Annotated in this window: 19 protein-coding genes; 6 read left to right on the forward strand and 13 right to left on the reverse strand. The window is 52.2% G+C overall.

Annotated elements, in window-relative coordinates; genetic code table 11:
• Positions 1 to 212: 212 nt before the first annotated feature.
• Positions 213 to 2,957, forward strand: coding sequence for a nitrate/nitrite transporter (locus LCM31_RS00665; protein ID WP_224866691.1), 2,745 nt, complete (start codon positions 213 to 215; stop codon positions 2,955 to 2,957).
• Positions 2,958 to 3,231: 274 nt separating this feature from the next.
• Here the strand turns inward: LCM31_RS00665 and LCM31_RS00670 are convergent, their stop codons facing one another.
• Complete coding sequence (locus LCM31_RS00670) at positions 3,232 to 4,656, reverse strand: DUF1214 domain-containing protein (protein WP_224866693.1); 1,425 nt, start codon at positions 4,654 to 4,656, stop codon at positions 3,232 to 3,234.
• A 653-nt stretch (positions 4,657 to 5,309) separates the two neighbouring features.
• Between LCM31_RS00670 and LCM31_RS00675 the strand changes: the two genes are divergently transcribed.
• Positions 5,310 to 6,974: an amidohydrolase family protein gene (locus tag LCM31_RS00675; RefSeq protein ID WP_224866695.1), complete on the forward strand. Its 1,665-nt coding sequence runs from the start codon at positions 5,310 to 5,312 to the stop codon at positions 6,972 to 6,974.
• Positions 6,975 to 7,182: 208 nt separating this feature from the next.
• Here LCM31_RS00675 and LCM31_RS00680 read toward each other — a convergent pair whose 3' ends face one another.
• The 8 genes from LCM31_RS00680 to LCM31_RS00715 form a co-directional block, all read right to left on the reverse strand.
• A complete protein-coding gene (locus tag LCM31_RS00680) occupies positions 7,183 to 7,686 on the reverse strand; it encodes a TIGR00645 family protein (RefSeq protein WP_224866697.1) in 504 nt (167 codons plus the stop codon).
• Between the two features lie 66 nt (positions 7,687 to 7,752).
• Positions 7,753 to 7,974: an integrase core domain-containing protein gene (locus tag LCM31_RS00685; protein WP_224866699.1), complete on the reverse strand. Its 222-nt coding sequence runs from the start codon at positions 7,972 to 7,974 to the stop codon at positions 7,753 to 7,755.
• Between the two features lie 55 nt (positions 7,975 to 8,029).
• On the reverse strand, positions 8,030 to 8,272 hold the full coding sequence (locus LCM31_RS16425; protein WP_224866701.1) for an IS3 family transposase: 243 nt from the start codon (positions 8,270 to 8,272) through the stop codon (positions 8,030 to 8,032).
• A 68-nt stretch (positions 8,273 to 8,340) separates the two neighbouring features.
• Positions 8,341 to 8,523, reverse strand: coding sequence for a hypothetical protein (locus tag LCM31_RS00695; RefSeq protein ID WP_224866703.1), 183 nt, complete (start codon positions 8,521 to 8,523; stop codon positions 8,341 to 8,343).
• Positions 8,524 to 8,565: 42 nt separating this feature from the next.
• The gene (locus LCM31_RS16430) at positions 8,566 to 8,709 is read right to left on the reverse strand and encodes a transposase (RefSeq protein WP_224866705.1); all 144 of its coding nucleotides are present in this window, start codon (positions 8,707 to 8,709) and stop codon (positions 8,566 to 8,568) included.
• Positions 8,710 to 8,880: 171 nt separating this feature from the next.
• On the reverse strand, positions 8,881 to 9,192 hold the full coding sequence (locus LCM31_RS00705; RefSeq protein ID WP_224866707.1) for a cupin domain-containing protein: 312 nt from the start codon (positions 9,190 to 9,192) through the stop codon (positions 8,881 to 8,883).
• An 839-nt stretch (positions 9,193 to 10,031) separates the two neighbouring features.
• Positions 10,032 to 10,292, reverse strand: coding sequence for a hypothetical protein (locus LCM31_RS00710; protein ID WP_224866709.1), 261 nt, complete (start codon positions 10,290 to 10,292; stop codon positions 10,032 to 10,034).
• Positions 10,293 to 10,731: 439 nt separating this feature from the next.
• Positions 10,732 to 11,268 carry an alpha/beta hydrolase gene (locus LCM31_RS00715; RefSeq protein ID WP_224866711.1) on the reverse strand — a complete coding sequence of 179 codons (537 nt, stop codon included), beginning with the start codon at positions 11,266 to 11,268 and terminating at the stop codon, positions 10,732 to 10,734.
• A gap of 134 nt (positions 11,269 to 11,402) precedes the next feature.
• Here LCM31_RS00715 and LCM31_RS00720 point away from each other — a divergent pair, with 134 nt between their 5' ends.
• The gene (locus LCM31_RS00720; RefSeq protein ID WP_224866713.1) at positions 11,403 to 13,373 is read left to right on the forward strand and encodes a S9 family peptidase; all 1,971 of its coding nucleotides are present in this window, start codon (positions 11,403 to 11,405) and stop codon (positions 13,371 to 13,373) included.
• A 220-nt stretch (positions 13,374 to 13,593) separates the two neighbouring features.
• Here the strand turns inward: LCM31_RS00720 and LCM31_RS00725 are convergent, their stop codons facing one another.
• Positions 13,594 to 14,790, reverse strand: a complete 1,197-nt coding sequence (locus tag LCM31_RS00725) for a BaiN/RdsA family NAD(P)/FAD-dependent oxidoreductase (protein ID WP_224866714.1) — start codon at positions 14,788 to 14,790, stop codon at positions 13,594 to 13,596.
• A gap of 36 nt (positions 14,791 to 14,826) precedes the next feature.
• A complete protein-coding gene (gene dcd, locus LCM31_RS00730; RefSeq protein ID WP_010132174.1) occupies positions 14,827 to 15,396 on the reverse strand; it encodes a dCTP deaminase in 570 nt (189 codons plus the stop codon).
• Between the two features lie 195 nt (positions 15,397 to 15,591).
• Here dcd and imuA point away from each other — a divergent pair, with 195 nt between their 5' ends.
• The 3 genes from imuA to LCM31_RS00745 are packed head-to-tail and all read left to right on the forward strand — an operon-like array spanning position 15,592 to position 20,989.
• Entirely contained in the window at positions 15,592 to 16,329 is a 738-nt protein-coding gene (imuA, locus tag LCM31_RS00735) for a translesion DNA synthesis-associated protein ImuA (RefSeq protein ID WP_222230370.1), read from the forward strand.
• A gap of 32 nt (positions 16,330 to 16,361) precedes the next feature.
• Positions 16,362 to 17,867 carry a Y-family DNA polymerase gene (locus LCM31_RS00740; RefSeq protein WP_224866716.1) on the forward strand — a complete coding sequence of 502 codons (1,506 nt, stop codon included), beginning with the start codon at positions 16,362 to 16,364 and terminating at the stop codon, positions 17,865 to 17,867.
• A 35-nt stretch (positions 17,868 to 17,902) separates the two neighbouring features.
• Entirely contained in the window at positions 17,903 to 20,989 is a 3,087-nt protein-coding gene (locus LCM31_RS00745; protein ID WP_224866718.1) for an error-prone DNA polymerase, read from the forward strand.
• A 62-nt stretch (positions 20,990 to 21,051) separates the two neighbouring features.
• Here LCM31_RS00745 and LCM31_RS00750 read toward each other — a convergent pair whose 3' ends face one another.
• Both LCM31_RS00750 and arfB read right to left on the reverse strand, forming a co-directional pair.
• Positions 21,052 to 22,104 carry an Ldh family oxidoreductase gene (locus tag LCM31_RS00750; RefSeq protein ID WP_224866720.1) on the reverse strand — a complete coding sequence of 351 codons (1,053 nt, stop codon included), beginning with the start codon at positions 22,102 to 22,104 and terminating at the stop codon, positions 21,052 to 21,054.
• A 72-nt stretch (positions 22,105 to 22,176) separates the two neighbouring features.
• Entirely contained in the window at positions 22,177 to 22,593 is a 417-nt protein-coding gene (gene arfB, locus LCM31_RS00755) for an alternative ribosome rescue aminoacyl-tRNA hydrolase ArfB (protein ID WP_224866722.1), read from the reverse strand.
• Positions 22,594 to 22,687: the final 94 nt, after the last annotated feature.

The raw sequence follows: 22,687 nt of genomic DNA on the forward strand, positions 1-22,687 counted from the left end.
GACGAATCGTACGGGCCAGACCAGCAGGGACGAGATCCGATGGAGAGCATCTCCTCGACGGGTAAGCAAGGTCGCGAATGGCCTGTGATTTGGGTTGTGGTCGCGATCATTTGCATACTAATTTCGCTGTTTATTTTTATCGCGTAAGCACCCTAGACAGAAACATCGTGTAAGCCTATTGAACCGTCTGGTTGCCGCAGGGAATACTTATCATGGATGCCCCGTCTACCGTCTCAAAATCCGATCAAAACCGCGCGCTCACGCTGAGCACGATCGCCTTCACCGTATGCTTTGCGGTGTGGACAATCTTCTCGATCATCGGTATCGCCATCCAGGAAGAGTTGCAACTCAGCGAATCCCAGTTGGGCATTCTCATTGCCACACCCATTCTCACTGGATCCCTGACCCGATTGATCCTCGGCGTATGGACTGAGCGTTATGGCGGCCGCATGGTGTTCTCACTACAAATGCTGCTCACCGCAATCGCCACCCTCTTGCTTACGGTGGCAAACAATTACCCTATGTACCTCCTCGCCGCACTGTTCATCGGCTTGGCGGGAGGCTCCTTCATCATCGGTGTGACCTACGTTTCCAGCTGGTTTGAATCGGCACGGCAGGGCACGGCGCTGGGTATCTTTGGTGCAGGTAATGTGGGCGCGGCAGTCACCAAATTTCTCGCACCCTTCGTGTTGGTTGCCTTTGGCTGGCATGCAGTGGCTTATGTATGGGCCGGCGCACTCGCACTAATGGCGGTAATTTTCTACCTATTTGCCAAAGATGAACCGCAACTAATCGCACGTCGAGCGGCTGGCACAAAGCCCATCTCACTTTCGGAACAGTTCGAGCCACTTGAAGATATTCGAGTGTGGCGTTTTTCCCTGTATTACTTCTTCGTATTTGGGGGCTTTGTTGCGCTGGCACTATGGCTTCCACACTATCTCATCGACGTGTATGAAGTGGATCTAAAAACTGCAGGTATGTGTGCCGCGGCCTTCTCGCTATCGGCATCGCTGTTTCGCGCCTACGGCGGGCACTTGTCTGACCGATTCGGCGCACGTTCGGTCATGTACTGGACCTTCGGCTTCTCGCTGTTCCTGTTGTTTATGCTGTCATACCCGCCGACGCAGTACATCATTCAAACCAAGAGTGGCCCACTCACCTTCGCTACCGAAATGGGGCTCTGGCCCTTTGTGGTCACCCTATTCATTCTCGGTTTCTTTATGAGCTTGGGTAAGGCGGCCGTTTTCAAGCACATCCCGGTGTACTACCCCCATCATGTGGGTTCTGTCGGCGGGTTGGTCGGTATGATTGGCGGGCTGGGTGGGTTCATCCTCCCTATAATTTTTGGTATGGCATTGGATCTTACGGGCATCTATACCAGTTGCTTTGCGATTCTTTTCGCCATCGTGGTGTTCTCGTTGATCTGGATGCACTTGGCGATAAAAGCCGAGGAGCACCACAGTGAATACGAAACAGAATTCCGCACAGAAGCCGACCGTGAACGAGGCTCCACGGTAGTAACCGAGCAGAAGGCACAGGAACTGCTCAACAAAGGGGAAAGTACCATGAAGGAAACGGTGCTCAAGGAATGGCACCCGGACGATGAAGCGTTCTGGGAAACCAAGGGACGCGCCATCGCCCGACGCAATCTGTGGATATCCATCCCCGCCCTGCTGCTCGCATTCGCGGTATGGATGGTCTGGTCTGTGGTCGTCGCCAAGCTCCCCGCGATCGGGTTCAACTTCACGTCCTCGCAGCTATTCTGGCTAGCCGCACTGCCCGGACTTTCTGGCGCGACGCTGCGCATATTCTACAGTTTTATGGTGCCGATCTTTGGCGGCCGATTGTGGACAACATTATCCACAGCATCGCTACTGCTTCCCGCCATTGGTATGGGCTATGCGGTGCAAAACCCGGATACGCCATTCCTGATCTTCCTGATCCTCGCCCTGTTGTGCGGCTTCGGTGGTGGTAACTTTGCCTCGTCCATGGCCAACATCGCGTTCTTCTTCCCAGACAAAGAAAAAGGTAACGCGCTTGCGTTGAATGCGGGGCTCGGCAACCTCGGTGTCTCGTTGATGCAGTTCCTGGTGCCGATTGTTATTACCATCAGCGTCTTCGGCGTACTCGGCGGCGAGCCGCAGACCACCAGCGAAGGCACCAAGGTATGGATGCAGAATGCCGGGTTTATCTGGGTGCCAATGATCATCCTGTCCACCATTGCCGCCTGGATGGGCATGAACGACATAGCCGACGCCCGCTCCAGCTTCAGCGACCAGGCGATTATCTTCAAGCGCAAGCACAATTGGCTGATGTGCATCCTGTACACCGGTACCTTTGGCAGTTTTATCGGCTACTCCGCCGGCTTCCCGCTCCTGGCTAAACTCGAATTCCCGGATGTGAATACACTGCATCTGGTATTTCTCGGCCCATTTATTGGCGCGTTAAGCCGTGCCGGAAGCGGCTGGCTCGCGGACAAATATGGCGGCGCGCGGGTAACCTTCTGGACCTTCGCGTTGATGATTGTGGCTACACTTGGGGTGATTTATTTCCTCACCAACAATGAAATGGGCGGCGCTTTCTGGGGCTTCTTCGGCTGCTTCCTGGCCCTGTTCTTCCTCACTGGCATCGGCAATGCCTCCACCTTCCAGATGATCCCGGTGATTATGGGCAAAGAAATCCCGCGGCTGATGCCTCAGCTACAGGGCGAAGATCGAAACAAGCAGGTGGATCGCGAGAGCGCCGCGATAATTGCGTTTACCAGTGCCATTGCCGCTTACGGCGCCTTCTTTATCCCCAAGGCCTACGGTACCTCTATCAATATGACTGGCGGCCCCATGGCCGCACTGTGGGCATTCCTGATTTTCTATGTGATCTGCCTGTTCCTGACCTGGCATTTCTACTCCTCTCGCCGCGGTATGCTTTACGAAATTGAGCACAGCAAGAACAAGGAGTAATTGGGTCGAAAGAGGATTAGCACACTGTAACGAATACAACGGTACCGTTAACACGACGATGACAGCTAGCCAGGCAGGACCAACTGAAAATGCCTGGCTAGAATCACCAATAGAAAAACGTACTTCGATCCCACCAGCACGAACTTCACTTCAATATATAAAAAGACGCCCTGCAGACGTCTGTCTAATTCTTAAAAGTGTCAAAGTTCGAAAAACATAATGCTTTCTAGTGAAGGGAAGCACGTGGGGCGGAGCAAATGGATCACACAAGACCTTAGTCAAGCTTGGTGAAATCGCCCATCAGCCAGCGCTCACTACCGGCAGCTGGCATCAGCTGTGGCTGTGGGCCATACCACCGAAAGAGCGCAAACCAGTGGCCATTACCTTTGGTAGGGATATGGTTTGTAGCCGGCCTACCTTGCGGCAGGTTTGCGCCAACGGTAAGAGCAACAGTGCCATCTTCAGCGATGACCAAGTCATCGTCTTTGGAGGAAATTGCCACTGTGGGCACATCATCAAAGAAAGTGCCACCGGTTTCGAATTCATACACCGTAACAGACCAAAACTGCGCTGCAGGAACATCCGGCGGGACGACCAGTTCATAGGTATCGCTACTCTTAAGCACATTACCGTCAGCATCCCGTTGACCTACGAGATAGAACGTCGCTTTCCCTAAATGTTTAGGTGCCCAAATTGCCCAGTGAAAGGTTTGCGCGCGACTACGCCAATCATAATTTCCATCTTCATCCACATAGGTGAACTGACTTGCAGACTCACTGGGGGATACCGGAGTCGTCCAGTGAGCACCTGGGAAGAACTGATCCCCTATACCACGAAAGTCAGTTTGTAGCTGCTCCCAGGCCCGGGTAGCAGCCTTCGCGTAGGAGTCGTCAGGCATAAACTTTTTACCCTTGGCAATTCCGATCTGTTCTAACTTGGCGATGAATGACGCGTCGATCGGTTTATGGGCCTCGGTTTGAACATAGGTATCGAGCAGACGAAAGTAATTTTCGTCGTAGGGTGGACGCGGGTCATAAGGCTTATTTCCAGCATCTACGTAAACAGTACTTTCAGAATCCCCTTCGAATGGATACACCTTCATTTTTTTAATGTACGAGATCGCGTCTTCAATATCATCGGCTTCAAAGGACACCGGCGTCACCCGTAGCCCGGCGACCGTATTGTAGTGGGCGCTTGGAACATGTAAATATCCAGGCGGAATAGCTTCGCTATAACCCGGTGGCGTGATAAGAATCTTACCGCCCTGACTCTTATCAATCCCATTTTCACCACCAATATCTTCAAGCGGAACCATGAATGGGTCCAACAGAGAACCAAAAATACCCAATTTCCCGTCAGCGGCGGGAACTTCGAATACCACCGGCCCATCGAAAGTCTCTATATGAGAGGCGATGTAGAGTGTTACATTGTTCGGGGTAAGAAACTTGACATTGTGATCAAGCGGTTTTGACCAATACGTGATTTGGTTTGGCTCTGCGCCGACGTCCCGCAAGCTCGCTTCCTTCTGTGCAAAAAAACTGACAACAGGCATTCCCCACAACGCCACCTCAAGTGCGTCGTCCTCATCAGAGGATTCTACTGAGGTGGCGACAGTAGCATCACTATCTCGGGTACAACCCGGCGCCACCGCAAAAACAGCAACCAAGAGTACCAAGATTGCACTGATTCGTTTTACCATTTCCTTTACTCCTTTTAAGAGAAATGACGCCAAACCTGCTTTATAGTGGATTCCACAATGAGAATGAATACTGAAGCCAAGATTTGCAAAAGTTGCTGGCGTCCGACAGTCGAGCATACCCAGAGGCTATCGTGATTATAGCGATACCGCGATGGATCGATGACCTCTCTAGCCTTAAAATTCCCCCAGGATAATTAGTGGTCCTTCGTACCGAGAAATTTCTTACACAAATACTAAAATCAACAAAACGAACGGAACACATTGGCACGAAAAATTGAATAATGTGCATAACATTTTTGGCAATTGTAAAGCCATTTGCGAGATAGACTTTACAGAGATGTCGGTTTCAGGCAATAGAGTATCGGCGGACTTATTTACGTTTCTCGACATTTCGTGACTCAATCAATTCCTGTCACAATCTAAGAAGAAAAGATCGAACTACAGCATCCTTTTGTGTCATGGCTTTTAACCAAAACTCATACCTATCTGCATAAAAATAAATACCCGAAAGATATGCCACTGAAAAATAAAGGCGCCACCCATTTTTTAAAAGCCGCTTAGTGCATTTTTTATCTAGTAACCAGCGATAGGCTATGATCAGGAAAGTACGTAACGTCACATAAATCTTTTCTTACCTTTTCCCGGAGACACTAGTGAAGAATTATACGAAACTACTATGCACCCTCATTGCTGGACTATCCCTTGCCGGTTTCGCCACAGGCGATCAATTCGACATGGTGATCCAGAATGGTCGAGTAATGGATCCAGAAACCAACTATGACAATGTTGCCAACGTCGGGATAAAGGATGGGCGTATTGTTGTAATCACCGAGAAAGAGATAAAAGGTAAGGAAACGATCGACGCGAAAGGACTGGTGGTCTCGCCGGGCTTTATTGATACACACTTTCACTGGACCCGCCCGATTGGATACAAGTTTGCCCTGCGGGATGGTGTAACCACAGCGATGGACCTTGAAGCCGGAACCTACGGCCCCCGAGTCGCTGAATGGTATGCGATGCACGAAGGCCGCAGTGCAGTGAATTATGGGACCGGATCCGGACATGAATTTGCGCGCAATAAGGTTACGGAAGGCCTGCCAGACAGTGACTTACTCGACGCGCCATTTTCTGTAGTAAAAGGCCGTGGGGCGGGAACAAAATGGTCAGATGAGGTGCTCAACCTTGAAAAAGGCAATGGCATGTTGTCCCTTATCGACGAAGGCCTACGTCAGGGCGCAATCAGCGTAGCATCAACCGTTGGCTATTTGCCTGGTGCATCCGCACGTGAAATGTTTGAAGTTCAGCGTGTCGGAGCGAATTATGGTCGTCCAACCTCGGTGCACCTGCGCTACACCCCGGGCACAGACACAACAGAAGTGAATGGTGCTCAGGAAGTATTGGCTAACGCCATTGCCTTGGGCGCTGGCGTCAGCATCAACCACTTCAACAATCCTGGCTGGCCGCTGGTGCAGGAATTATTGGTGCGATTGCGAAAAAAGGGGCACAACGTATGGGGAGAGATTTATCCGTACGCGGCTGGACAGACGACAATCAATGCCGCGTTCGTTCGGCCCGAGAATTGGGTCGAAAAACTGGGCCACAAGTATGAAGAAACAATGCAGGATCCACTGTCGGGGGAATTTTATACTCTTGATAAATACCAGAAGATCCTCGCCGAAGCGCCCACCACACAGGTCGTGCTATATAAGATGCCACCTGACGACATTGCAAAATGGTGCGCCTTACCTGGCGTGGTCTATGCAAGTGATGCAATGATGTTACCTAGCGGCTGGGATGATGCCATTCCTCCGGAAACGCCGTACAACAAAATACCCAACACACATCCGCGCCTTTCCGGGACACGTGGAACCTGTTTCCGCCTAAGCCGTGAAAATGACATACCTATCATGCAGGCCATTTCCGCAGCGAGCTATAATCCTGCGAAATACCTTGGCGCCATGGGCCTCAAGGCAATGCAGGAGCGTGGTCGTATACAGGAGGGCATGGTTGCCGATATCACGATCCTCGACCCAAAGAATGTACGCGACAATTCGGACTATGCAGAAGGAACTAAGCCAACCACGGGGATTCCCTATGTCATCGTCAACGGGACTGTCGTGGTCAGGGATTCGGTAGTGCTTGACGGTGTCACCCCAGGACAACCTATCCGATTTCCGCAAGAGAATAAGGGACGCTTTAAGCCGCTTTCGCTCGAAGAGTGGCGTAATACTTATCTTCCGGCGACCATTGATTTCGGGGCACTAGATCGGAATCAGCTAAAGCCCTCCGCCAAGGAAGCGCCAGAAGCGCCGGAATAACAACATCGGATTTTGCTTCCGGCCCATGAAAGTGGTTTCAAATCAGCGGCTTTGTAGTTGGCTATTTTTGTGCTATTCGAGCACGAAAATAAAACGACACAAAAGACGTCACCATAGTAGTCTTGTTCGGCAGTGAACTCCTTTCCCGAATGCTTACCATTTTTAACGCCGGCTTTGGACTCAGCCCTCATTGACTAATAATTTAAGATTAATGACTGGATGTCAGCTTCTCTTGTAAAGCCATCAACGTGCCAGAGATTACAAATGTAATGTGGATAATTACACGCCACATAACGAGATTTTGATCGCTGTCTTCTGTCATGGTCAAAAACACTTTTAATAACTCTATCGATGATATAGCAACGATGGAGCCAATTACTTTAATCTTTAGGCCTGCAAATCCAACTTTACCCATCCAACCCGGCCGGTCTCCATCATCTTCCACTTCAATTTTTGAAACAAAACTTTCATAGCCGCTAAATACGATTATAAAAATTAAGCTGGCAATAAGAGCAATATCGATTAGTGTTAAAATATGTAGAATAACCTCTGATCCGCTAAGCTCATTTATATGTAGAACAATATGTGCTATCTCTTTTATGAACTTCAACAATAAAACAGAAACCGCAGCGATCAACCCAACAAAAAACGGCACTAAAAGCCAACGACTAGCAAATAAATTACGTTCAAATATTTCTTCAAAGTTTTTCATTCCAACCCCTAATGAGTATTTATTCATCGATTCAAATAGTGATCTGCTGCCACTTTCGTGGAAACTTTATGCCGCCAGTTTTCCATACTCTGAAGGCGATTGATAGCCGAGACTGGAGTGAAGCCGCTCTCGGTCGTAGAACTCGATGTACTCAATGATATGAGCCACCGCATCGATTTCGTTTTCGAACATCCGCTGGTGAACAAGCTTTGTCTTCATACTGTGGAAGAATGATTCGACGATTGCATTATCCAGAGGATTGCCCTTTCGACTCATACTCCGTGTCATACCTGCCGACTCAACAAGCTGTCGATACTCATGTGCTGCATATTCAATTCGCTGGTTAGAATGGAATATACAGCCCGCTACTAGAGCCTTTTATACCGGCCGACTTCATGAGCCTGGATACTCGCCTGACACTACATGACAAGCCGCTACGCTTTAGTTGTTGGTGTACCCGCCGGGCCCCGTATGCCTTTCGGAACCCCTGGTGCAACTCCACAATAGCATCGGTGAGACGGCGATCATGCCTGCGATGCTCGCTGTCTTCGCGTTTTCGCCAGGCGTAGAAACCGCTTTTCGACACACCAAACAGATCACATAGCTTCCTAACGTCACGACCTTTACGGCTCTTCTCAACCAGCTCAAAGAGCTTTACTTTATCCGCTGGAAGAACCGCTCGGCCTTTTTTAGAAGGTCAATCTCGTCGTTACGATTGGCCAGCTCTCTCTCTAGTTTCTTTATTTTTTTCTCAGCTGCAGCCAACTTCTCTTCAGCTTCCTTTACTGGGTCAGCACGACTTGGACGACGCTTGGGGGATGGTTTGGCAGGCTTCATATGCTTGTTTTCCTTCAGCTCTCCGCGGCGGTGCTCTATCTGCTACCGATAGAACATCACAGGATGTATGCCAAGGGATTCTGCCACATCCTTTGACCTAACGTCAGGATGATTGGCTAACTTAACGGCTTGAAGCTTATAAGCCAGGGTATAACGATCATAATTACGCTTTTTGGCATGTCCCATGCTGGACCTCTTTCGTGGATAAAAATACGGTCCACGAAAGTGGTTTCAGATCAGCGGCTTACCTTGTGCGCGTTTTCCGCGAAAATGGGAGCGTAGCGACCCGCGCAAAACGTGCACAAGGTAAGCTGTCCCGCGGAGGGCCACAGGCTCGGAGCAAATTGCCCGGCCTCGTTATACGCTACACTCGCTCTCAACTACGAGCACGCGCACTTCACCCCTTGGGTGGGCGACATGCTCCGTACCTACTGAAGCAAAAAATATATCGCCAACTTCTAATACAGCTACTTCTTCAGTTCCATTCACTCGATAGTGCATATCTACTACACCATCTAAAACAACGAAGACTTCCTCCCCGTCATTTATATGCCACTTATATGGCTTATCTGTCCAATGCAGTTTGGTAGTAATCCCCTGCATATTTGCGATTTGTTTCGATCCCCAAGCGCGATCGGCAGTGAAACACCTACTTTTTACAACTTCCATTTTCTAGCTACTTATCTGAATCTCGACATCACTGCGCTGGTCTTACCCACAAAAAGTAGACACTCTAACCATGCGCATTTTACGCAAAAATGGGAGCAACAGCGACCGCGCAAAAGGTGCACAAAGTAAGCTGTCGGCTGCAGTGCCATGTTATATGTTTACTCGATAGTGACATATAAGTGCTCGCTACGCCCGTTACACTGACTACTCGGGTGGCCTAGACAGGTATAGACCTCCGTGATCTTGCGGAATCCAGAACCCGACTGTGTGATCAAATTTAGTTTTGCCGGAATTGTGTCACAAGGTTCGGGGCAAATTAACGCAGTCATTTCAAAATCTTTGATCGGAGGCAAAATAAACTTTCCGTCTTCGTCTGTTTCAGCTTTGTTTTCCGGATAGTTCTCTAGATACACCTCTGCGCGTTTTACCGGCCTACCTTCAGAATCAACAACCACGCCCGTATAAATTGGTGTTTTCCAGTTGTAGTGCGGGTATGGGAGTATGCACCCCGACAAAAACAAAGCTAAAACCGCGATCAATATTGGTTTCATAGTGTCATATAACGCCCAGTGCAGACGCAGCCAGCGCGGAGCGCATTTTGTGTTAATGTTTGAGCGCCAGCGAGTAAGACAAAAGGTGCGTAGCGTTGGCTGTCGCTCTGCCGCTGCTTGTTATGCATGGCGCTACTCCGGACCTTCGCTTAAGGTCGATAGTGCCTGGCGCACCTGATTTTCGTCTAGATACATACCACTCATAGGATCAAAAATCACACCATTGAAGTGAGTTGAGAACAATGAAGCAGTATAGAATGCAACAACACTCTCCTCTGGACTGCTACCCTAGCGCAGCTGCAGCACCTTTGTGTTTGAGGAGCTTAAATTCTCATTTTTTGGTAGATAATCTTCTAGACTTGAATAGTCAATACTATACGTTTCCACGCCAGACTTACTTCCTCTCAAGGTAACTGGCAAGAATCCGCTATGTTTTTCGAGATCAACATTTTCTTCATAGACAACTCGTGGCTCTAGATTCTTCGCCACTTCATTTAGATCGCTTGTTCCCAACGTTACATCCAAAGCAAGAAAAATAAATAATTCCATCGACACTTTTGATATTACTCACTCACCTGTAAAGATGCATAACAGTTTATTAATGAGCCACTGGCTCTATATCTACCTGGCTACTATTTCCAGCTCGGGACACTTCAGATTCCATATTAAATTCTTAATTTACAACAGGTTACAGCTTTTCGGTTAAATCGCAATCAAAAATAACAAGCCACTGGCGCAAGTCGCTCCACTAAACCGATGGCTTTTGAACACGATTATGCCCCTAGAAAGATCAATGACTTAGGGCAGATTTTCTTTAGATGTTTGCCTTGACTCATTAATTAAGCATATTCCCCCAAGGCTAGAGTGGCTAGAAGGCATCTAATCTGAGAGTTATAACGAGGAATACTGATGGAACTAGTGACTGCGTATCCTCTTCCATAAAAAACCGGTGCCTAGCACCGCGTTTCATTCATTTCTACACAGCGATTTAGTTAAGTATCGCGGCGATTTCCCGCTCGATGATCAGCTGCTGTGCCTCTCGTGAGATCTGAGCAGGGTTATCATTATTCTGCAGGGTATCGGAGTAATAAAACTGTGTGTGGTTGCCGCCTTCAATACGTACGTAGTTGGTATTGGTCGGCAACTGGTTCTTGCTGCCCTCAATATCGCTTTCAGTAGTGAGACCATCCATACTACCCCAGATTGAAGTTACTGGAATTTGTATATCAACCAAGTTCGTTAATGCGTCCGGATATGCAGCAAGCAGAATCAACCCGGTAATACCATCGGAGGGCGCTCGGTTGCTGTCTACCCATAGTGCAGCCACTGTACTGCCCAGCGAGTGTCCAGCAACAACCCAATCCACGACATCATTGCGCCAGTGATTTTTCACATAGGTACCGTAGTGGGTGCCAAAAAAACCAAAGTTAAATGGCGGATTTTTCGACCTAAAAATAAAACCTGTGACTAACAACCATTTATAGATGCAATGCTGGCGGGAAAAGGCACGAGCAACGGGATGCATAGCTTAATTTATTGTGAAGAATACTTATGTGTCTTGACCCATTCGATTCCGCCAACCCTTTGTGAGACCCATCACACTTTCCGGACACCTGTTTGTTAACCTTAATAACTCACTTCAATCCATTGAGCTTCACAATGAAAACAACTCTTAATGCCATATCTCTTGGAGCGTTGTTGTTTTGCCTCCAGGCCTGTACGCCAGATTCTCCCGATGTCACGAGTAAAGCAGATACCGGGGGTGCTGAACCCATCACAGTTACTGATGCCACCGAGTCTACCGGCTCTTTTGAGCGCTATTCCGCAGAGCAATTTTTCCAAACCACTACGGTTTTCGGCTCTTCCATCAACCATGACAACTCGGCGGTGCTGGTCAGCAGCGATGAGTCCGGAGTATTCAACGCTTACCGCTATCCTCTGGATGGATCGGCGCCGGTGGCACTAACTCAGTCTGACAAGGACACAATTTTCGGAGTGAGCTGGTTTCCACAGGATGAGCGAATTCTGTACACCGCGGACGAAGGCGGCAATGAACTGAACCACCTGTATGTTCTAGAGAAAAGCGGTGAAGCGAAAGATCTGACGCCCGGTGACAAGCTCAAGGCCCAGTTTTTCGGCTGGCATGAGGATGACAAGCAGTTCTATGTTGCTACTAACGAGCGAGACGAGCGCGCGTTCGATCTCTATGCCTATTCCACTGACGGGTATGAACGAGCCCGAGTATTCGAGAATGCCGACACCCTGAACCTGGATACAGTGAGCCGCGATGGACGCTGGCTGGTCATGACGAAGGCGAACAGCAATGCGGACTCTGACCTATTTCTGGTGGACCTCCAATCGGAAGAGAAGACTGCGATGCATATCACCCCGCATGAAGGCAACGTAGAGCATTCTGCCTATACGTTTACTCCAGACAGCAGCAAGCTGGTGTACGGTACCAATGAGGCTACCGAGTATCGCCAGGCATGGAGTTACGATATTGCCAGCGGAGAGCGCTCCCCACTGTTCAGCGCAGACTGGGATGTATCCTTTGTTTACTACTCCAAAGATGGCAATTTCCGCGTAATCGGGACTAATGAAGATGCGCAGACCAAACTGGACATTGTCGACCAGCGTTCAGGTAAAGCCCTAAGCCTGCCGCACCTGCCCGCCGGGGATCTGCGCAGTGTGAACTTTGCCAATGATGGCAAGTCCATGGTGTTTTACGTGAACTCCGATACTGCACCTTCAAACCTGTATAGCTACGAGTTTGGTGCAGACAAGGTAAGCCGGCTGACAGATACCCTTAATCCGGAAATCAGTGAGCAAAACCTGGTTGCCAGTGATGTCGTGCGTTTCCCGAGTTTTGATGAGCTTGAAATTCCGGGTCTTCTGTACAAACCGCAGGGTGCAAGTGCTGAGAATAAAGCCCCGGCCTTGATCTGGATTCACGGTGGCCCCGGTGGCCAGTCCCGCACGGGCTACAGCGCGGCCAAGCAACATCTGGTTAACCAGGGATACGCGCTGTTTGCAGTCAACAACCGTGGTTCATCCGGTTACGGCAAGACCTTTTTCCACCTGGATGATAAAAAGCATGGGGAAGATGATCTGCAGGATATTGTCTACGGCAAGAAATACCTGCAGTCCCTGGACTGGGTTGACCAGGACAAGATCGCAGTGATCGGCGGCAGCTATGGTGGTTACCTGACGATGGCAGCGATGGCGTTTACCGATGAATTCGAAGCGGGGATCAACATTTTCGGCGTTACCAACTGGGAGCGCACCTTGCAAAGCATTCCGCCCTGGTGGGAATCTTTCAAGAAGGCGCTGTATGACGAAATGGGTGATCCGGCAACAGATGCTGAGCGCCATCGCCGTATTTCCCCACTGTTTCATGCCGACAAAATCGACAACCCAGTACTGGTAGTACAAGGCGCAAATGACCCGCGCGTTTTGCAGGTTGAAAGCGATGAAATGGTTGAGGCCATTCGCAAGAATAACGTACCGGTTGAGTATGTATTGTTTCCTGATGAGGGCCACGGTTTCCGTAAAAAAGCCAACCGTATTACTGCGTCAGAAGCGTACGTAAGCTTCCTGAATGAGCACCTTCCACTAGGCGAAAAGATGTAATTCGCTGGCACAAGATATGAAATAGCCCGCAGTTCGCGGGCTATTTTTTTGTCCAAATTCTTACAGCGTAAACTCCCCGATTTAATAAGGAAATCGACAACGAACTTGACCAACTTGTTTAAGCTTTAAACCCAATAAGGGCTTCAAGCGCAGGAGTTGTTGGTTGGTTCATTCACTAACGTCATTTAGGGGTACTGACGTTATCGCGCTGAGACGAGTATTAAACCGAACCACCAGCAGCGTGAGCGGACGCCCAGGCCCATTGAAAGTTAAACCCACCGAGCCAACCGGTTACATCCAGCACTTCGCCGATAAAGTACAGTCCCGGCTGTTTCATGCTTTCCATACTGCGGGATGACACCTCATTGGTGTCTACACCAGCGAGGGTAACTTCTGCAGTACGGTACCCTTCAGTGCCTTCTGGTATCAGCGTCCAGGTTTGCAGCTTTTCTGCCACCGTGCGCAGTTCGCTATCTGTGTATTGCTTGAGCGGCTTCGTTTGCAGGCCGTTTCTGTGCAGGAAGAACTGCACCAGTTTTTTACTCCACAGCTCCGCCAGTGCCGTATGCAGGGAGGTCTCCGGCTTGGTACTGCGCTGCTCCGCCAGCCAATCTGACAAATCCATTCCCGGAGCCAGATCAAAGGTCACCGGCATACCCTCTTTCCAGTGGCTGGAAATCTGGAGTACGGCTGGGCCACTCAACCCCTTGTGGGTAAATAACATCTGTTCGTGAAAGGCACCCTGTGCACAACTGGCATTCACCGCGAGTGAGGTACCCGGCAATTCCTGTTGCCGGTTTAACGCGCGCTGATTCAGGGTAAAGGGCACCAGGGCGGCGCGGGTGGGAATGATGTTATGGCCAAACTGACGTGCCACGTCGTAGCCAAAGCCGGTGGCCCCCATGGTAGGAATCGACAAACCACCGGTGGCAATTACGAGCGAGGTGCAAAGTACCTTGCCCAAGGAGGTGTGCACGGCAAAGCCCTGCGGCTCGAGGGGCTCGATTCGCTGGATATCGCAGCGGGTGCGAATCTGCGCCTTGGCTTCCCGGCACTCTGCCAACAGCAGGTCGACAATGTCCCGGGACTTGTTATCGCAGAACAGCTGGCCGAGGGTTTTCTCGTGGTAGGGAATACCGTGCTTTTCTACTAGCGCGATAAAGTCCCATTGGGTGTAGCGGGCCAGTGCGGATTTACAGAAGTGCGGGTTTTCGCTGTAGAAGTTGTCCGGCGCCGTGTACAGGTTGGTGAAATTGCAGCGGCCGCCGCCGGACATCAGGATTTTCTTGCCGACCTTATTGGCGTGGTCCAGCACCAGCACGCTGCGGCCACGCTTGCCCGCCACCGAGGCACACATCAGGCCGGCAGCGCCGGCGCCGATGATCAGTACATCGGCCTGGGTGGGGAGGTCAGTCATTCTTCCGTCGGATCAAAAGTCGAATCAGGAGTCGAATCAGGTCTTCGGCAGGGTTACGCCGCGCTGGCCCTGGTATTTACCACCGCGATCCTTGTAGGAAACATCGCAGATTTCATCAGACTCGAAGAACAACATCTGCGCCACGCCTTCATTAGCGTAGATCTTCGCCGGCAGGTTGGTGGTGTTGGAGAATTCCAGAGTCACGTGCCCTTCCCACTCTGGTTCCAGCGGGGTCACGTTCACGATGATGCCGCAGCGCGCATAGGTGGACTTACCCAGGCACACGGTTAGTACCGAGCGCGGGATGCGGAAGTACTCGACGGTACGCGCCAGCGCAAAGGAGTTGGGCGGGATTACACAGTAGTCACCCTCGACGTCGACGAAGCTGTCTTCATCAAAGGCCTTGGGGTCCACGGTGGCGGAGTGCACGTTGGTAAAGATCTTGAACTCACTGGCACAGCGTACATCGTAGCCGTAGCTCGAGGTGCCGTAGGAGATCAGGCGGTCGCCGGAGGCCCCGTGGCGTACCTGGCCCGGTTCGAAGGGCTCGATCATGCCCTCATTCTCAGCCATACGACGAATCCACTTATCGGATTTGATGCTCACCCTGTCCCCTCACTTGTTCATATCTGGCGGTCATTAAAGAGGCCGAATCATAGCGGTTTTACCCTGTGCAAAAAAGTGTCAACTCACTTGGTACAGGCTTGCCGATACTGGATGGGTACTGTATAAATTACCAGTAACAACTGTATACACATACAGTTCAACACCGACAGACCACCCGTGTGGAGCGAGCCAATCGTGAACAGCGCCGAAAACTTTTTGCAAAACAAGCAGTTAGCTAAACAGGCCAACAACGAGCCCCTACCTCCAGGGCAAGAGCAAGCACAGCCATTGCAGCAGTTGCTGACACGCCCGGACATCTGGCAACTGGCCAGCGGCCAGGGCCGCAGCCGTACCGGTATCAGTACTGGCTACCGCGGTCTGGATGCGCTGCTCACAGGGCACGGGTGGCCACGCGCCGCCTCTACCGAACTACTGATCGACAAGGCGGGTATCGGCGAGATGTCGTTGATCCTGCCAACTCTGGCCGAGCTCACCCGCCAGGGGCAGATGGTGATTCTGGTGAATCCACCGCTGATTCCCTACGCCCCAGCACTGGTGCAGGCGGGTGTGCAGCTGGAGAAGCTGCTGGTTCTGCACCCCCGCGGCCAACGGGACCAGCTGTGGGCAGCGGAACAGTCCCTGCAATCCGGTGCCTGCGGTGCGCTGATCCAGTGGCAGGGCAAGGAAACCCCGGCAGACAAAGACCTGCGTCGCCTACAGGTCGCCGCCCGCGATGGCGATTGCCTGCACTTTCACTTCCGCCCCGGCTCTTGTGTAAAAACACCATCGCCGGCGGCCCTGCGCCTGCAACTGAAGAGCGACGGCGAACAGCTGGCGCTGCACCTGTTCAAGCAGCTGAGCGGCAAGTCCGGCCAGCGCGTACACCTGGCACGCAACCCGGATCTGGTGCGCCGCGATCAGCCACTGCACTGATCGCCCCGGCTTAAGACAAAGAGGAACCATCCATGCTCTGGCTCTGTATCCAGCTCCCCAAGCTTCCCCTGGAAGCACTGACTCGGGCACACCGCGCCGGGGACAGTGCTCCTCTGGCGGTGGCTCAGAGCAGTTTGATTATTGACGCCAACCGGGCTGCCAATAGCCAGAATGTGGAACCCGGGCTCAGCATTGCCACCGCCTGTGCTTACTGTGCAGACCTACAACTACTGGAGCGGGATGCGGAGCGGGAAGAACAGCTACTACAGCAATTGGCGCAGTGGGCCTATAGCTTTACCCCGGTGGTCTCTCCGCGCAGCGCCGAGCGCGAGCACAACCAGCCAGACAACCAGTTTGCCTGCCTGTACCTGGAAATCAGTGGCTGTCTCAAGGCACATCACGGTCTGCGCCCACTACTGCAACAACTGGGTAAAGAGCTGCGCAAGATGCGCATAAGCCACTTTATGGGTCTGGGACACAGCCCCAGTGCGGCGCACTTGTTGAGCCAGTTGCCCGAACACCGCCAGTGGCTGGCGGAAACCAAACACGCCCCGACCTCACAGCAGTGGCGCCAGTGGATCAGCTTTGCCCCCAGTAAATTGCTCGACTGCAATCACAAGACGATTGCCAAGCTGTATGCCTCGGGCATAAAGCGGGTCAGCCAGTTGCTGGCAATTCCACTGTCGGAAGTGGGTAGCCGCTTCGGCCGCAACTTCATCAGCTACCTGGCGCAACTGAACGGTACCCGCCCGGACCCGGTGCCCAGCTTTGAACCACCGGCGGAGTTTCACAACGAGCTGTTTTCCCCCAGCCCGCTGGATAACAGCGAACAACTGCTCTTCCCCGCCGGCCGCCTAATACGTGAGCTCTGCCGGCAACTGCAGCGCCGCCAACTGTACAGCCAGCAACTGTGCTGGGTGCTGGACTACGGCAGCCGCGGCCAGCAGCCGATTAATGTGGAAGTATCCCGCCCACTGCTCGACCCGCAACGTCTGATCGCACTGACCAAGCTGCAGTTTGAACGGGTGGAATTGAAAGAACCGGTGCAGGCATTGACGCTCAAATGCCAGCAGCTGCAACCGATTGAAAACCAGAGCCTGCGCGAAGATTTCTTCGACGAGGGCAGCAAGCTCAACGAAAGTTACCAGCTGATCGACAAGCTCAAGGCGCGCCTTGGGCATCAGGCACTTTCCGGTGTCACCCTCAAAGAAAGCTATCTGCCGGAGCAGGCCTGGCAAAACGCCGATAGCCTCACCTTGCAGAGTAAAGCCAAGGGTCATCACCTCACCCCGGTCAGGGCGCCCCGCCCCAACTGGTTACTGCCAAGGCCGGACCGACTCCAGCAGCGGGATCACAAACTGTTTTACGACGGTGAACTGCAGTTACTGCAGGGCCCGGAACGAATCGACGGCTACTGGTGGCAACAGCGCCGCCACGCTCGCGACTATTACATCGCCCGTGGCAGCCATGGCAGCCTCTACTGGGTCTTCCAGGACCTGACATCAGAAAGCTGGTTTCTGCACGGGGTTTATTCCTGAGCAAGCCGGTAACACCATAGCGGACACGTATCGGTATGCAGTACGCCGAACTTTTCTGTCAGAGTAATTTCTCCTTTCTACAGGGCGCCTCCCATCCACAGGAACTGGTGGCGACCGCGTACGAGCTCGGCTATCGCGCGCTGGCGATTACCGATGAGTGCTCCATGGCGGGCGTGGTGCGCGCCTACTCCGAACTGCAAAATCTTGCTGAACAGCACGAGCGTCCGTTCCAGTTAATTTGCGGCAGCCTGTTTCGCCTGCAGGAAGAGCACCAGCAACTGGTATTACTGGCCCCGAACAGATTGGCCTACAGTGAAATTTGCCAGCTGATTTCCAGCTCGCGCCTGCGTGCGGAGAAAGGCCAGTACCAGACTTTTCTCGGAGACATCATCCAGCAATGCCAACACGCACTGTGCCTGTGGCTGCCGCCCCAAACTACGCAACAACAGGCACCACTCAATATTCCCGGAGAGCTGAAACAGCATTTTGGCAAACGCCTGTATATTGCACTGCACCACCATTTACTGCCCGGTGAAAACCAGCGTTTGCAGGCACTGATCGCCTTTGCCAAATCCGAACAGCTCCCGCTGGTGGCCACCAATGCGGTGTTGATGCACAGTCGCAGCCGCAAACCACTGCAGGATGTACTGAACGCAAACTATCACAACTGCACCCTGGATCAGCTGGGCTATCGGTTGCAACAGAATGCCGAGCGCTACCTGCGCAGCCTGCCAGAAATCGCGGCACTTTATCCACAGAGTGCGATCGTCAACACCCTGCGCATTGCCGAGCAATGCAGCTTTAGCCTGAGTGAACTGCAATACCAGTATCCCGCGGAGGTGATCGCGAAGGATAAAACTGCCGGTGAATACCTGCGGGAGCTGGTGGAAACCGGCATACCGATCCGCTGGCCGCAAGGCCCCGCAGAGCATATACGCCAGCAAATTGACATCGAACTCGCACTGATTGCCGAGCTGAAATACGAGCACTACTTTCTCACCATTTACGACATCGTCCAGTACGCGCGCAAGCAGCATATTCTTTATCAAGGGCGTGGCTCTGCGGCCAACTCGGTGGTGTGCTACTGCCTGTTTATCACGGAAATTGACCCGCACAAAATCGGTTTACTGTTCGAGCGCTTTATCTCGCGCGAGCGTAACGAACCACCGGATATCGATGTGGATTTCGAGCACGAGCGGCGCGAAGAGATTATCCAATACATCTACCAGAAATATGGAAGAGAACGCGCAGGGCTGGCAGCTGCCAAGATCACTTACCGCTTTAAAAGCGCCCTGCGCGACCTCGGCAAGGCACTGGGACTCGGCGCGGCAACCATTGAACAACTGCAGGCCGAACGCAGCTGGTGGGACAAGCTGGAGGATTTTCCCGATCAGTTAAAGAAAGTAGGCATTGCACCCAACAGTGTCGCCGGGCGCATGCTGCCCAAGCTGCTGGAACAGATCTATGGCTTCCCGCGCCACCTGTCACAACACGTGGGTGGGTTTGTCATTACCGAACTGCCACTCAGCCAGCTGGTACCCATTGAAAACGCGGCCATGGAAGACCGCACCATCGTACAGTGGGACAAGGAAGACATCGAAGACCTGAAGCTGATGAAGGTCGATATCCTCGCCCTCGGTATGCTCACCGCCCTGCGCAAGGCACTCAACTATATGGCGCTGTATGGGCGCCGAATGCGCCTGCAGGATATTCCCGCAGACGACACGGCGGTATACGACATGATGTGCCGCGCAGACACGGTGGGCGTCTTTCAGATTGAGTCCCGCGCGCAGATGAGTATGTTACCGCGCCTGCAACCGCGCCGTTTTTACGAACTGGTTATCGAGATCGCCATCGTGCGCCCGGGGCCGATTCAGGGCGGCATGGTGCACCCCTATTTGCGCCGCAAACAGAAGCTGGAGCCTGTCACTTATCCACACGCGAACTTGCGCCCGGTGCTGGAACGCACGCTGGGTGTACCCATTTTTCAGGAACAGGTGATCAAACTGTCCATGGTTGCCGCAGGCTTCAGTGGCGGCCAGGCAGACTCCCTGCGCCGGGCCATGGCCAGCTGGGGAAAAAATGGCAACCTGATGCAATTCCGCGAAAAGCTGATCGACGGCATGCTGGCGAATGGTTACCAGCACAGTCTGGCAGAGCAATTATTTGAGCAGATGAAAGGCTTTGGTTCCTACGGTTTTCCGGAATCCCACTCCGCCAGCTTTGCCCTGCTCGCCTATTTCTCCGCGTGGATTAAATGTCACCACCCCGCGGCCTTTTACAGCAGCCTGCTGAACAGCCAGCCGATGGGCTTCTACGCCCCGGCCCAACTGGTGTACGACGCTCAACGGCACAATGTAAAAATACTGCCACTGGATGTGAACCACAGTGGGTGGCACCACAGCCTGGCGTTAGAAAAACATTCTTTACCAGCCATTCGCCTCGGCCTGCGCTTGGTAAAAGGGCTGGCAGAGGAAACCGCCGAAGCCATTGAGACCGAGAGACTGGAAGGCGACTTTCAATCGCAGCAAGACTTTACCCAGCGGGTAGATATTCCCCGTGCACAAAGTGCCATTCTGGCGCACGCCAACTGCTTTTACAGTATTTCGGAAAATCGTTTCCACAGTACCTGGCAGGCATTAAACAGCCAGCTGGAGCACACGGCACCGCCACAGCACCAGCCGGAAACCAGCCAATCGGACAATATCTATAGCGATTATCAAACCACCGGCTTGACACTGCGCGAGCACCCGATCTCCTTACTGCGCAAGCAACGCCGTTTTGACAACCTGGTCCGCGCTTGTGACCTGGATGCACTCAGGGATGGTGAAAGAATCAAGGTGCTCGGTCTGGTCACCTGCCGCCAGCGCCCAGGCAGTGCTGCCGGGGTACTGTTCCTCACACTGGAGGACGAGACCGGGGTAATCAATGTGGTGCTGTGGAAGCAGGTACAGGAGCGTTACCGCAAGGAGATCCTGCGCGGCAAGATGCTATTGATTGAAGGCAACCTGCAGATCAGCCGGGACGCCGAGACCCAGCAGCTCTCGGTTATCCATCTGATCGGCAAAAAGCTCGACTGCCTAGCCTGGAAAGAGATCCAGCGGGTGCGCAGTTTTCATTAAGAAAATAAACAGTACACCATCCTCTCTGGAACACCGAGATTCAATATACGGTCCCGGTACAATCAGCCAACTGGATCGGGGAATACTTGGTCGTGCACCTGTGCTAGAGCCTTAAGATCTTCAACAACCAATGGATACAGACAAACACCATGCTGCAACTGCGCCTGACGTAATTTCCAAGCACGTTTTCCAGGTACACGTAAGGTACCACCATCATCCGATTCACAGGATGACCACAATGCCGTAAGGGCTGAAGTCTGTCGCAAGAAGCGTTGTGCATCACCAAACGCTTGCGGATCAATCACCTGTAAAAAGACGGAATTCGCCTCATCGTCCTGTGCGACGTCATCCGCTCGCCCGTACCCACCGAGCCCCATACTCAGCACTTCCAACATCGCTGACAGCGCCGCACCCTTGTAACCGTGATCCATGCCACCCACTGGCAGAATACTGCCACCATTGGCAAACGCCGCCGGGTCGTCACTGGGATTACCCGCAGAATCCTTCAGGTATGCGTGTGGCAATTTTCTTCCTTCTCGTTCGGCGCGCGCGACATACCCGCCGGCGGTAGCGGACATACTGATATCAAACAACAGTGGATAGTCGCCAGCGGGCGCGCCGAAGGCGATTGGATTGGCGGAAAACAGCGGCGTTTTACTGCCTTGGGGCGCAACAGTACGCTCCGCCGGTGTGGAACAGGTGAGAATCCCGACACAATTGTGTTCAAGGATTTTAGGAAGGTACGCAGCCAGGCAAGCGATATGCTGGCTGCGACGTATTACAATACTGACCACACCAAACTGCACTACCCGTGCGAGCGCCTCATCAACCGCTCGCGAAACAACCCAGGGGCCGGGAAGAAGCTCGGCATCCCAATTCAGGCAGTTGCCCCGGTCCAGCAAGACATGCGGCTCACCCGCAAGCCGCGACGCGCCGCTTTTCAGCCATTGCAGGTTGGAAGCTACCCGATTCAAACCATGGGTGGTGAAGCCCATAAGATCTGCTTCCAGAAACACTTCCGCCATGGTATCGGCCCGCTCGGATGCAATACCGGTAGAGGCAAATAAGGTACTGGCAAATTTTTTTAGTGCTTGCGCATTATAGCGTGTGCTCATGGTATTTTCTGGTTGTACTTTTTATTGCTGTGTTCGAGTGAGGCTGTCGAACGAAGGTTTCCAACAGTACTTTCAGTGATCCGAAACCTTACCGCGCATGGATTTAATTTTTCCACGCCGCGCTTTGCTGTTGAGGCGACGCTCCTTGGAGCCTTTGGTGGGTTTGGTTGGAATGCGCTTCTTGGGCACCACCAAAACACTGGTAATTATTTCCCGCAGTCTATCCAACACATCTGCGCGATTCTTATCCTGGGTGCGAAACCGCTGCCCTTTGATCACGATCACGCCTTCATCTGTAATACGCTGATCGCGCAGGGCTAACAAACGTTGCTTTACCGGACCCGGCAGACTAGACGCACCGATATCGAAACGGAGATGAATGGCGGTCGAGACTTTATTTACGTTCTGACCACCGGCACCACCAGAGCGCATTGCATGCATTTCCACTTCATCGAGTGGCAGCGCTAAATTACGAGAAATAAACAACATAAGAAAATGCTTCTATATTCCGCACATTCATACTAGGAAAATTCGTCTATGCTTATTCGAATCACATAAAAAATCATACCAAACTCACACCTTA

Origin of the sequence: Microbulbifer agarilyticus (assembly GCF_020171345.1) — a bacterium.
Classification (GTDB): domain Bacteria; phylum Pseudomonadota; class Gammaproteobacteria; order Pseudomonadales; family Cellvibrionaceae; genus Microbulbifer; species Microbulbifer agarilyticus_D.